This is a genomic window from Streptomyces sp. NPDC005435, from assembly GCF_040703155.1.
Classification (GTDB): domain Bacteria; phylum Actinomycetota; class Actinomycetes; order Streptomycetales; family Streptomycetaceae; genus Streptomyces.
This window is the reverse complement of record NZ_JBEXEQ010000036.1, coordinates 23,532-35,380: the sequence shown is the minus strand read 5'-3', so window position 1 is coordinate 35,380 and position 11,849 is coordinate 23,532. Positions and strand designations below refer to the sequence as shown.

Genomic DNA, 11,849 nt, shown 5'->3' with positions numbered 1-11,849 from the left:
CAGATCCTGGAGTCGCTGAACCTCAAGCAGCGCGGTCTGGAGATCGTGTCCTGCCCGTCGTGCGGGCGTGCGCAGGTGGACGTGTACAAGCTGGCGGAGGAAGTCACGGCCGGGCTGACGGGCATGGAGGTCCCCCTGCGGGTGGCGGTCATGGGCTGCGTCGTGAACGGCCCCGGCGAGGCCCGCGAGGCCGACCTCGGCGTCGCCTCCGGCAACGGCAAGGGCCAGATCTTCGTCAAGGGCGAGGTCATCAAGACCGTCCCGGAATCCAAGATCGTGGAAACGCTCATCGAAGAGGCCATGAAGCTGGCCGAACAGATGGAAGCGGACGGCGTAGCCTCCGGCGAGCCGTCGGTGGCAGTAGCAGGCTGAGAAGCCCCGCAACCTGACGAGGGGGGTAGGCCGCAGGCCACCCCCCTCAGGGGCGCGGGGAACGGCGCGACCAGCCCCAGACGACCCGCACCCGCGAACGCACCCCCACCCGCAAGCCGGATCGCGAAGGGGGCGCGGGGAACGGCGCGACCAGCCCCAGACGACCCGCACCCGCGAACGCACCCCCACCCGCAAGCCGGATCGCGAAAGGGGCGCGAGGAACGGCGCGACCAGCCCCAGACGACCCGCACCCGCGAACGCACCCCCCACCCGCAAGCCGGATCGCGAAAGGGGCGCGGGGAACGGCGCGACCAGCCACCACGGACCCGCACCCGAATCACCGCCCAGCCCCGCAGGGACCCCGCACCCGAATCACCGCCCAGCCCCGCAGGGACCCCGCACCCGAATCACCGCCCAGCCCCGCAGGGACCCCCCCCACCCCACGAACTGGACGGCGCACAGCCAACCCCTCAGGATGAGACCCGTGCTGACCCAGACCACCTCCCGGGTGCTCGACCCCGGTGACCTCGACGCCGCGCTCGCCGTTCTCGACCGCGAGCCGGTCGCGAACGCCTTCGTGACCGCCCGCGTCCAGATCGCCGGCCTGGACCCCTGGCGGCTGGGCGGCGAGATGTGGGGCTGGTACGAGGACGGCATCCTGACCTCGCTGTGCTACGCGGGCGCGAACCTGGTCCCCATCTGCGCCACCCCCCGCGCCGTACGCGCCTTCGCGGACCGCGCCCGCAGGGCCGGCCGCCGCTGCTCCTCCATCGTCGGCCCCGCCGGCGCCACCGCCGAGCTGTGGCGGCTGCTGGAGCCCCACTGGGGCCCGGCCCGCGAGATCCGCGCCCACCAGCCGCTCATGGTCACCGACCACATGCCCGCCGACATCGCGCCCGACCCGTACGTCCGCCGCATCCGCAAGGACGAGGTCGAGACGGTCATGCCCGCGTGCGTGGCCATGTTCACCGAGGAGGTCGGCGTCTCCCCGCTGGCGGGCGACGGCGGGCTGCTCTATCAGGCCCGGGTCGCCGAACTGGTCGGCGCCGGCCGCTCCTTCGCCCGCCTCGACGAGCGCGGCAACGTCGTCTTCAAGGCGGAGATCGGCGCCGCCACCCCCCGCGCCTGCCAGATCCAGGGCGTCTGGGTCGCCCCCGAGTACCGCGGCCGGGGCCTGGCCGCCCCCGGCATGGCCGCCGTCCTGCGGTACGCGCTCGCCGACGTCGCCCCCGTGGCCAGCCTCTACGTGAACGACTTCAACACCGCCGCCCGCCGCACGTACCGCCGTGTCGGCTTCCAGGAGGTCGGCGCGTTCATGAGCGTGCTGTTCTGAACGGACGCTTCCGGGCGGACGGTTTCCGGTGCGGCCCCCGCTCGCCCCACCCGCCGTACGCGCCCCTGTACGCTCCCCGCATGGACCTCGTGATCGGCCCCCTGGACCTCGGCGCCCGCGTCGACGAGGCACTGGCGGTCCAAGCCGTCGCCTTCGGCCTTGGCCCCGAAGAGGTGGCCGTACGCCGCCAGATCGTCCAGCGCCACATGCAGTTCCCCGGCGCCCGCGCCCTCGGCGCGCTCGCGGGCGGACGGCTGGTCGGGTTCGTGTACGGAATGCCCAACTCCCGCACCCACTGGTGGTCCACGGTCGTCGAGCCCTACTTGCGCGCACAGGGCACCGACTTCTGGCTGGACGACGCCTTCGTCATCACCGAGCTGCACGTCCACCCCGAGCACCAGAACCGGGGCATCGGCCGCCGGCTGATCACCGCCATCACCGACAGCGCCGTCCAGCCCCGCTCGATCCTCTCCGCGATCGACACCGACAGCCCGGCCCGGGGCCTGTACCACTCCCTCGGCTACAGCGACCTCGCCCGCCGCGTCCACTTCCCGAGCGCGCCCCGCCCCTACGCCGTGATGGGCGCCCCGCTGCCCCTGCTGCGCCCTTAACGATTTCCACCGGCACCCGCCGCCCGGCTAACCTCCTGTGCCATCACCTCATTTTTCCGGCAGGAGTACGAGAACCATGGCGAACGCACCGGTCCAGCGCATGTCCCAGTTGTTGGCGAAGACGCTGCGCGACGACCCGGCCGACGCCGAGGTGCTCAGCCACAAGCTCCTCGTCCGCGCGGGTTACGTCCGCCGTACCGCCGCGGGCATCTGGTCCTGGCTGCCCCTCGGCAAGAAGGTCCTGGCCAACGTCGAGCGCATCGTCCGCGAGGAGATGGACGCCATCGGCGCCCAGGAGGTCCTGCTCCCGGCCCTGCTGCCCCGTGAGCCCTACGAGGCCACCGGCCGCTGGGACGAGTACGGCGCCGAGCTGTTCCGCCTCCAGGACCGCAAGGGCGGCGACTACCTCCTCGGCCCCACCCACGAGGAGATCTTCACCCTGCTGGTGAAAGACCAGGCGTCCTCCTACAAGGACCTGCCGGTCATCCTGTACCAGATCCAGAGCAAGTTCCGCGACGAGGCCCGCCCCCGCGCCGGCATCCTGCGCGGCCGCGAGTTCCTCATGAAGGACTCGTACTCCTTCGACACCGAGGACGAGGGCCTGGCGCAGTCCTACGCGCTGCACCGCGACGCCTACCGCCGGATCTTCGAGCGCCTCGGCCTCGACTACCGCATCTGCGCCGCCACCGCGGGCGCCATGGGCGGTTCCAAGTCCGAGGAGTTCCTGGCCCCCGCCGAGGCGGGCGAGGACACCTTCGCCGACTGCCCGAACTGCGACTTCGCCGCCAACACCGAGGCCGTGTACTACACGCTCGCCGAGGTCGACGCCGCCGGCGTGCCCGCGCTGGAGGAGATCCCCACCCCGGACACCCCGACCATCGAGACCCTGGCCGCCTCCCTCGGTGTCCCGGCCTCCGCCACCCTGAAGAACCTGCTGGTCAAGGTGGACGGCGAGATCGTCGCCGTCGGCGTCCCCGGTGACCGCGAGGTCGACATGGACAAGGTCGAGGCGCACTTCGCCCCGGCCGCCGTCGAGCTGGTCACCGAGGCCGACTTCGCCACCCGCCCCGACCTGGTGCGCGGCTACGTCGGCCCGCAGGGCCTGGGCGAGAAGGTCACCTACATCGCCGACCCGCGCGTGGCCCCCGGCACCTCCTGGATCACCGGCGCCAACAAGGAGCACACGCACGCCAAGAACGTCGTCGCGGGCCGTGACTTCGAGGTCGACGCGTACGTGGACGTGGTCGTGGTGCAGGAGGGCGACCCCTGCCCGAACTGCGGCACCGGCCTGAAGCTGGACCGCGCCATCGAGATCGGCCACATCTTCCAGCTCGGCCGCAAGTACGCCGACGCCCTCAAGCTCGACGTGCTCGGCCAGAACGGCAAGCCCGTCCGCGTCACCATGGGCTCCTACGGCATCGGCGTCTCCCGCGCCGTCGCCGCGCTGGCCGAGCAGACCGCCGACGCGCAGGGCCTGTGCTGGCCCAAGGAGGTCGCCCCGGCCGACGTGCACGTCGTCGCCGCCGGCAAGGCCCTCCAGACCGAGGTCGCCCTCGACGTCGCCGCCAAGCTGGGCGCCGCGGGCGTCCGCGTCCTGGTGGACGACCGGGCCGGGGTCTCCCCGGGCGTGAAGTTCACCGACGCCGAGCTGATCGGCGTGCCCCAGATCCTGGTGGCCGGCCGCCGCGCCGGTGAGGGCGTCCTGGAGCTGAAGGACCGCAAGACCGGCGAGCGCGAGGAGCTGACGGTCGAGGAGGCCATCGCCCGCCTCACCGCCTGAGTCCTGAGTACACCCGGACCCGGTCGCCCTCGGGGGGCGGCCGGGTCCGGCGTCGTACTGTCCGCCAGGTGTCCTACAGCCAGGTCGCGAACTCCAGCAGCAGTTCCGCGTCCTGCTCCCGGCCCACCCGGCGGGCCCGTACCCCGGACTCCACCGCGCGGAAGAGCGTCCAGCCGCGCAGCCGCTCCTGGTCCACCTCCAGCGACTCCGCGAGCTTCTTGATCCGGCGCCGGGTGACGGACGCGCCCGACGGGGTCGCGATCAGGTCCTCCACCCGGTCGCGGACCAGCCGCGCGAGGTCGAAGGCGCAGTCGCCGACCACCGGGTCCGGGCCCACCGCGAGCCACGGCAGCCGGTCCGCGCCGAGCACCTTGCTCTGCCGGAACGTGCCGTGCAGCAGCCGGTCCTCGGGCGGCCCGGCCAGCAGCTCGTCGCGTACCGCGAGGGCCGCGTCCACCAGGGGAGCGGCCGCCGTGTCCGTCACCGCGCTCGCGGCCATCGCCTCGGCCTGCCGCCCGGTGCGCTCCGCGACCGTCTCGAAGCGGTGCGCGCCCTCGCCCGTGGGCGGCGGCACCCACAGCCGCCGCAGCGTGCCCGCGGCCTCCAGGAGCGCCTTGGCCTCCGGCAGCGAGCGCACCGACATCTCCGGGTGCAGCCGCTCCAGCAGGAGCGCGCCCTCGGCGGTGTCCTCGGGGCCGCTCTCCAGCAGCTGTACGGCGCCCAGGCCGCCCCAGTGCGCGAGGGCGGCCCGTTCGCTCTCCGGGCGGGCCCGGGGCGGTGCCAGCTTCAGCACGGCCGGGGTGCCGTCGGCGCGCCGGACCAGCAGCACCAGGCTGCTGCGGCCGCCGGGCACCTGGACCCGCTCCACGGTCAGCCCCCGCCGGGCCACGGCCCGTTCGGCGGCCCGGGGCAGCTCCGCCAGCCAATCGTCGCCGGGCGGTGCCGTCTCCCCGGTCGCCCGCACCAGGCGCCGCGGCGGTTCGAAAGCCATGCGCGAGTGGTTCCCTTCCTCCTGGGTCTGCTCTGCCGGCGCCGCCGTACGGGGACCGGCGCGGGTCACGCCGAGGGGGACGCCGGGCCCGTCGCAGCGCCGTGGCCGGCCGTACCGGCCCGTCCGGCCGCGTCACCGGCCCGCTCCGCGAGCCCAGGGAAGGCTACGCTCTCCCCGCTCCAGCGCACCGCCCGGACCGCCGCCTCGCGCAGCGCACCGGCCGCCGAGGCGCGCCGCTCGCCCGTCGCCGAGCGCACCAGGTCCGAGTAGACCCCGGCGACCCGCTGCTCCAGATCGGCGGCCAGCTTCACCGCCGAGCCGGAGTCCGCCACCGTGAACGGCAGCGCGTACGCGGCGCTCGCGGCCACCGGCTCGCCGCCCAGGTCCCGCACCGAGCGCGCCAGCGCGTCCCGGCGGGCCCGGTGGGCGTCCCAGGCCGCCTTGGCCTCCGCGCGGCGGTCCGCGCCGACCCGGCCGCCGACGACGCCGTAGCCGTACACCGCCGCGTGCTCGGCGGCCAACGCGGCCTGGAGCGCGGTCAGTTCGGCCTTCTGGGTGGTGCTGTCGCTCACTTGTCCCCCTCGGTCAGCACGAACGCGTGGGCCGCGCCCGCGGCCGCCACCGACGCCATCAGCCGGGCCAGTTCGCCGGGCACGTCCAGGAGCGCCTTGGTCCGCTTGTCGGCGAGCGTGCGCTCGGCGGTGGCGAGCCAGGCCAGCGCGTCCTTCCGGTCGGTGGGCGCCGGGTCGGGGCTCGCGCTGGGAGCGGACGCCGCCTTCTTGCCGTGCTTGGCGTCGTCCTCGCCCGCCGTGGCGGACGGGGAGACGGCGGGGGAGGCGGACGCGCTCGGCGCCGCCTTGCCGTCGAAGGCCGCCGCGTGCGCGGCCACCGCGGCCCGCAGCGGGGCGATCCGCCCGGCCACGCCCGGATGCGCGGCCAGGACCGCGTCGTAGCGGGCCAGCAGGGCCGTGCTGTCGGCGGCGGCCCGCTTCCGCGCCCGCGCCGACGGCGAGGAGACGGCGCCGTCCGGGCCACTGCCGGACGTGCAGCCCGCGAGCAGGGCGGCGGCCCCGGCGGCGGAGGCGAGCAGGGTTCTTCTGCGCGGCCCCGAACGGGCGCGCGACGGTGGAGGGTAGGACATGGCGGACGTCCTCGGGGGAGCGGTGACGGGGGGGAAGACCACAGGCGGGCGCGACGCCCGTGATCACCGTACCCGCGCACCCCGCGCGCCCCCCTCACCGGCACCGCGCTCGGGCACCGTACGGCCCAGGGGCCGGGCCCCGGACGGCCGGGACGGGCGAGGGTGGACGGCAACACCCGTCGCGACCGGATACCCTTTGACCAGACACGCGACCCATCCCACAACAGCACACGCGGCCGAGGAGTCACCCGGATGAGCACGACCCAGAGCGAGAGGCTGCGCGAGCTCCTCGAACCGCTCGTCACCTCCCAGGGGCTGGATCTCGAAGAGATCGCTGTGGACTCCGTCGGACGCAAGCGGGTGCTGCGCGTGGTCGTCGACTCGGACACGGGTGCCGACCTGGACCAGATCGCCGATGTGAGCCGTGCGCTCTCGGCGAAGCTCGACGAGACCGACGCGATGGGTGACGCGGCCTACGACCTGGAGGTCGGAACCCCCGGCGCGGAGCGCCTCCTCACCGAACGGCGCCACTACGCGCGCGCCGTGGACCGGCTGGTCAGGTTCCAGCTGACCGAGGGCGGCGAACTGGTCGCGCGCATCCTGGGCGTGGACGACGAGGGTCTGGACCTGGAGGTCCCCGGCGTGAAGGGCCGCAAGGCCACCACCCGCCGGCTCGGCTTCCCGGAGATCGAGAAGGCGCGCGTCCAGGTCGAGTTCAACCGCAAGGACAAGAAGGACATGAAGGAAGAGGAGGAGGCGTAGCCGTGGACATCGACATGAGCGCCCTGCGGGGCTTGGTCAGGGAGAAGGAGATCTCCTTCGACCTGCTGGTCGAGGCGATCGAGTCGGCCCTCCTCATCGCGTACCACCGCACCGAGGGAAGCCGCCGCCACGCCCGCGTGGAGCTGAACCGGCAGACCGGTCACGTGACCGTGTGGGCGAAGGAGGACCCGGAGGACCTGGAGGAGGGTCAGGAGCGCCGCGAGTTCGACGACACCCCCTCGGGGTTCGGCCGGATCGCCGCCACCACCGCCAAGCAGGTCATCCTCCAGCGGCTGCGGGACGCCGAGGACGACGCCACGCTCGGCGAGTACGCCGGGCGCGAGGGTGACATCGTCACGGGCGTGGTCCAGCAGGGCCGCGATCCCAAGAACGTGCTCGTGGACATCGGCAAGCTGGAGGCCATCCTGCCGGTGCAGGAGCAGGTCCCCGGCGAGACCTACGCGCACGGCATGCGCCTGCGGTCGTACGTCGTCCGGGTGGCCAAGGGTGTGCGCGGTCCCTCCGTGACGCTCTCGCGCACGCACCCCAACCTGGTGAAGAAGCTCTTCGCCCTGGAGGTGCCGGAGATCGCGGACGGCTCGGTGGAGATCGCCGCCATCGCCCGCGAGGCCGGCCACCGCACCAAGATCGCCGTACGGTCCACCCGTTCGGGCCTGAACGCCAAGGGCGCCTGCATCGGCCCGATGGGCGGCCGGGTGCGCAACGTGATGGGCGAGCTGAACGGCGAGAAGATCGACATCGTCGACTGGTCGGACGACCCGGCCGAGATGGTGGCGAACGCCCTCTCACCCGCCCGGGTGAGCAAGGTCGAGGTCGTGGACCTCGCCTCGCGCTCCGCCCGGGTGACCGTGCCGGACTACCAGCTCTCGCTGGCGATCGGCAAGGAAGGGCAGAACGCCCGGCTCGCGGCCCGGCTCACCGGCTGGCGGATCGACATCCGGCCGGACACCGAGCAGCCTGCCGAGTAGGACCGACAGCAGATCCGGGCGGAGACTCGCCCGGATCGCTCATTTTCGTGCGCGGAAACTGTTCGATCGTTGCCCCAAAGGGGTGAGGTCGGTACGGGGAGGTAGACTTAATCGTGTCTGGCCGGACGCAAGCCCGAGCATGCCCTGAACGCACCTGTGTGGGGTGCCGGGAGCGGGCGGCCAAGAACGATCTACTGCGGATCGTGATGATGGAGGACGCCTGCGTCCCCGATCCTCGCGGTACGCTGCCCGGCCGGGGTGCATATGTACACCCGGCCCCGGTCTGTCTCGACCAGGCGGTACGCCGCCGGGCGTTCACGAGGGCACTGCGCGCCCCGGGAACGCTCGACACAAACGCGTTGCGCCGATACGTCGAGCAGACGACAGTTGCCGAGCAGGCAACACCGTAAGTGTGCCGCGTGGAACCCCGCGCGGACTGGTACCTCGCGAGTCGAAAGCAGGTCGAGATTGCGATGAGCACTCGATGAGTACGCGATGAGTACGCCCATGAACTAGCGACGGTCCGGCATCACCCGGACCTCAAAGGAGCGAAGTGGCTAAGGTCCGGGTATACGAACTCGCCAAGGAGTTCGGTGTAGAGAGCAAGGTCGTCATGGCCAAGCTCCAAGAACTCGGTGAATTCGTCCGTTCGGCGTCTTCGACGATCGAAGCGCCTGTGGTACGTAAGCTGACCGACGCCTTCCAGGGCGGTGGCAACGGCAAGTCCGCCGGCAAGCCCGCCCCGCGCAAGGCATCCCCCAAGCCCGCCGCGCCCTCTCCGGTGCAGGCGGCTCGTCCGGCTGCTCCGAAGCCGGGCGCCCCCAAGCCGGCCGCGGCCCAGCCCGCCGCACCGGCAGCCCCCTCGGCCCCGGCGGCGTCCGCGCCCGCTCCGGGCCCGCGTCCGGTTCCGGGTCCCAAGCCCGCGCCGCGTCCGGCCCCGGCCGCCCCGGAGTTCACCGCTCCGGCCGCCCAGGCTCCGCAGGCTCCGGCCGCCCAGGCCCCGCAGGCTCCGGCCGAGCGTGGTCCGCGTCCCGGTGGTGCCCGTCCCGGCGCGCCCAAGCCCGGTGGCCGTCCGGCCCCCGGTCAGGGTCAGGGCCAGGGCCAGGCGGCCCGTCCCGGCCAGGGTGCTCCGCGCCCCGGTGGCCAGGCCCCGCGTCCCGGTGCCCGTCCGGCCGGTCCGCGTCCGGGCAACAACCCCTTCACCTCCGGTGGCTCCACCGGCATGGCCCGTCCGCAGGCTCCGCGCCCGCAGGGCGGTCCGCGCCCCGGTGGCGCTCCCGGCGCCGGTCCCCGTCCGCAGGGCCCCGGTGCCCAGGGCGGCGGTCCTCGTCCGCAGGCTCCGGGCGGTTCCCGTCCGTCGCCCGCCGGCATGCCCCGTCCGCAGGGCGGTCCGCGTCCCGGCGGCGCTCCCGGCGCCGGCCCGCGTCCGAACCCCGGCATGATGCCGCAGCGTCCCGCTGCCGGCCCGCGTCCCGGCCCCGGCGGCCGCGGTCCGGCCGGTGCCGGCCGTCCCGGCGGCGGCGGTCGTCCGGGTGGCGGCGGCTTCGCCGGCCGTCCCGGCGGTCCGGGTGGCGGCGGTGCCGGTCGTCCCGGCGGTGGCGGCGGCGGTTTCGCCGGCCGTCCCGGTGGTGGCGGCGGCTTCGGTGGCGGCGGTGGCCGTCCCGGCTTCGGTGGCCGTCCCGGTGGTCCCGGTGCCCGTGGTGGCACGCAGGGTGCCTTCGGCCGTCCCGGTGGTCCCGCGCGTCGTGGCCGCAAGTCGAAGCGGCAGAGGCGCCAGGAGTACGAGGCCATGCAGGCCCCGAGCGTCGGCGGCGTGATGCTGCCGCGCGGCAACGGCCAGGCCATCCGCCTGTCCCGCGGCGCGTCGCTCACCGACTTCGCCGAGAAGATCAACGCCAACCCGGCGTCGCTCGTCGCGGTCATGATGAACCTCGGCGAGATGGTCACGGCCACGCAGTCCGTCTCCGACGAGACGCTGCAGCTCCTCGCCGACGAGATGAACTACACGATTCAGATCGTCAGCCCCGAGGAGGAGGACCGCGAGCTGCTCGAGTCCTTCGACCTGGAGTTCGGCGAGGACGAGGGCACCGAGGAAGACCTGGTCGTCCGTCCGCCGGTCGTGACCGTCATGGGTCACGTCGACCACGGTAAGACCCGCCTGCTCGACGCCATCCGCAAGACGAACGTCATCGCGGGCGAGGCCGGTGGCATCACCCAGCACATCGGTGCCTACCAGGTCGCGACCGAGGTCAACGACGAAGAGCGCAAGATCACCTTCATCGACACCCCGGGTCACGAGGCGTTCACCGCCATGCGTGCCCGTGGTGCGAAGTCGACCGACATCGCGATCCTCGTGGTGGCGGCCAACGACGGTGTCATGCCGCAGACGGTCGAGGCCCTGAACCACGCCAAGGCGGCCGGTGTGCCGATCGTGGTCGCGGTCAACAAGATCGACGTCGAGGGCGCCGACCCGACCAAGGTGCGCGGTCAGCTGACCGAGTACGGCCTGGTGGCCGAGGAGTACGGCGGCGACACCATGTTCGTCGACATCTCCGCCAAGCAGGGTCTGCACATCGACAGCCTGCTGGAAGCGGTCATCCTGACCGCCGACGCCTCGCTCGACCTGCGTGCCAACCCGCACCAGGACGCGCAGGGCATCTCGATCGAGTCCCGCCTCGACCGCGGCCGCGGTGCCGTGGCGACGGTCCTCGTCCAGCGAGGCACGCTGCGGGTCGGCGACACGATGGTCGTGGGCGACGCCTACGGCCGTGTGCGCGCCATGCTCGACGACAACGGCAACAACGTGGCCGAGGCCGGCCCGTCGACGCCGGTCCAGGTCCTGGGCCTGACCAACGTCCCGGGTGCCGGTGACAACTTCATCGTGGTGGACGAGGACCGTACGGCCCGTCAGATCGCGGAGAAGCGTGCGGCCCGTGAGCGCAACGCGGCCTTCGCCAAGCGCACGCGCCGTGTCTCCCTCGAGGACCTGGACAAGGTGCTCAAGGCCGGCGAGGTCCAGCAGCTGAACCTGATCATCAAGGGTGACGCTTCCGGTTCGGTCGAGGCTCTCGAGTCCTCGCTGCTCCAGCTGGACGTCGGCGAAGAGGTCGACATCCGCGTCCTGCACCGCGGTGTCGGTGCGGTCACGGAGTCCGACATCGACCTGGCCATGGGCTCCGACGCCATCGTCATCGGCTTCAACGTCCGCGCGGCCGGCCGCGCGGCGCAGATGGCCGAGCGCGAGGGTGTCGACGTCCGGTACTACTCGGTCATCTACCAGGCGATCGAGGAAATCGAGGCGGCCCTCAAGGGCATGCTCAAGCCGGAGTACGAAGAGGTCGAGCTCGGTACGGCGGAGATTCGCGAGGTCTTCAAGTCGTCCAAGCTGGGCAACATCGCCGGTGTCCTCATCCGCTCGGGCGAGGTCAAGCGCAACACCAAGGCCCGCCTGGTCCGCGACGGCAAGGTCATCGCGGAGAACCTCAACATCGAGGGCCTGCGTCGCTTCAAGGACGACGTCACCGAGATCCGTGAGGGTTACGAGGGCGGTATCAACCTCGGCAACTTCAACGACATCAAGGTCGACGACGTCATCGCGACGTACGAGATGCGCGAGAAGCCGCGGGCGTAACCGCGGTCGGCTGCCGCTGGCCGACGGGACTCTCGGGTTCCGTCGGCCGGCGCGCCGTTCCTGGGGGCTCCGCCCCCAGACCCCCGCTTGCCCACCCAGCCGCCCGTCTCGGTAGGTTGAAAAGTTGGACTCTCAACCCACCGAGACGGGCGGCTGGGTGGGCGAACGGGGTCCAGGGGCAGAGCCGCTGGCGGGGTCCGGGGCGGAGCCCTGGGACAGGGCCGCAGCTCACGGTGGTG

The 11,849-nt window shown here is 73.0% G+C and carries 11 protein-coding genes; 8 read left to right on the top strand and 3 right to left on the bottom strand.

Annotated elements, in window-relative coordinates:
- The 4 genes from AB0898_RS30940 to AB0898_RS30925 all read left to right on the top strand — a co-directional run.
- The coding region (locus AB0898_RS30940; protein ID WP_366806367.1) for a flavodoxin-dependent (E)-4-hydroxy-3-methylbut-2-enyl-diphosphate synthase at positions 1-372 on the top strand (372 nt) is incomplete at its 5' end.
- A gap of 484 nt (positions 373-856) precedes the next feature.
- The gene (locus AB0898_RS30935) at positions 857-1,705 is read left to right on the top strand and encodes a GNAT family N-acetyltransferase (protein ID WP_366806366.1); all 849 of its coding nucleotides are present in this window, start codon (positions 857-859) and stop codon (positions 1,703-1,705) included.
- A gap of 80 nt (positions 1,706-1,785) precedes the next feature.
- On the top strand, positions 1,786-2,316 hold the full coding sequence (locus AB0898_RS30930; RefSeq protein ID WP_366806365.1) for a GNAT family N-acetyltransferase: 531 nt from the start codon (positions 1,786-1,788) through the stop codon (positions 2,314-2,316).
- Positions 2,317-2,392: 76 nt separating this feature from the next.
- Positions 2,393-4,096, top strand: coding sequence for a proline--tRNA ligase (locus AB0898_RS30925; RefSeq protein WP_366806364.1), 1,704 nt, complete (start codon positions 2,393-2,395; stop codon positions 4,094-4,096).
- 73 nt (positions 4,097-4,169) lie between these two features.
- Here AB0898_RS30925 and AB0898_RS30920 read toward each other — a convergent pair whose 3' ends face one another.
- From AB0898_RS30920 to AB0898_RS30910, 3 genes are all read right to left on the bottom strand, one after another.
- Positions 4,170-5,087: an aminoglycoside phosphotransferase family protein gene (locus AB0898_RS30920; protein WP_366806363.1), complete on the bottom strand. Its 918-nt coding sequence runs from the start codon at positions 5,085-5,087 to the stop codon at positions 4,170-4,172.
- A gap of 65 nt (positions 5,088-5,152) precedes the next feature.
- Positions 5,153-5,659 carry a ferritin-like domain-containing protein gene (locus AB0898_RS30915; RefSeq protein ID WP_366806362.1) on the bottom strand — a complete coding sequence of 169 codons (507 nt, stop codon included), beginning with the start codon at positions 5,657-5,659 and terminating at the stop codon, positions 5,153-5,155.
- Entirely contained in the window at positions 5,656-6,228 is a 573-nt protein-coding gene (locus AB0898_RS30910; RefSeq protein WP_366806361.1) for a hypothetical protein, read from the bottom strand. The genes AB0898_RS30915 and AB0898_RS30910 overlap by 4 nt, the downstream gene beginning before the upstream one ends.
- Before the next feature lie 252 nt (positions 6,229-6,480).
- Here AB0898_RS30910 and rimP point away from each other — a divergent pair, with 252 nt between their 5' ends.
- From rimP to infB, 4 genes are all read left to right on the top strand, one after another.
- A complete protein-coding gene (gene rimP / locus AB0898_RS30905) occupies positions 6,481-6,990 on the top strand; it encodes a ribosome maturation factor RimP (protein WP_018544849.1) in 510 nt (169 codons plus the stop codon).
- 2 nt (positions 6,991-6,992) lie between these two features.
- Positions 6,993-7,979, top strand: a complete 987-nt coding sequence (gene nusA / locus AB0898_RS30900; RefSeq protein ID WP_366806360.1) for a transcription termination factor NusA — start codon at positions 6,993-6,995, stop codon at positions 7,977-7,979.
- Positions 7,980-8,092: 113 nt separating this feature from the next.
- Positions 8,093-8,389 (top strand): YlxR family protein, encoded by a 297-nt coding sequence (locus AB0898_RS30895; RefSeq protein ID WP_366806358.1) that lies wholly within the window; start codon positions 8,093-8,095, stop codon positions 8,387-8,389.
- Positions 8,390-8,532: 143 nt separating this feature from the next.
- Positions 8,533-11,610, top strand: a complete 3,078-nt coding sequence (infB, locus tag AB0898_RS30890) for a translation initiation factor IF-2 (protein WP_366806357.1) — start codon at positions 8,533-8,535, stop codon at positions 11,608-11,610.
- Positions 11,611-11,849 lie beyond the last annotated feature (239 nt).

Bases quoted from the DNA above. Each gene is read 5' to 3' on its own strand.
- AB0898_RS30930 (WP_366806365.1), top strand. From the start codon at position 1,786: ATGGACCTCGTGATCGGCCCCCTGGACCTCGGCGCCCGCGTCGACGAG.
- AB0898_RS30925 (WP_366806364.1), top strand. From the start codon at position 2,393: ATGGCGAACGCACCGGTCCAGCGCATGTCCCAGTTGTTGGCGAAGACG.
- AB0898_RS30920 (WP_366806363.1), bottom strand. From the start codon at position 5,087: ATGGCTTTCGAACCGCCGCGGCGCCTGGTGCGGGCGACCGGGGAGACG.
- AB0898_RS30910 (WP_366806361.1), bottom strand. From the start codon at position 6,228: ATGTCCTACCCTCCACCGTCGCGCGCCCGTTCGGGGCCGCGCAGAAGA.
- rimP (WP_018544849.1), top strand. From the start codon at position 6,481: ATGAGCACGACCCAGAGCGAGAGGCTGCGCGAGCTCCTCGAACCGCTC.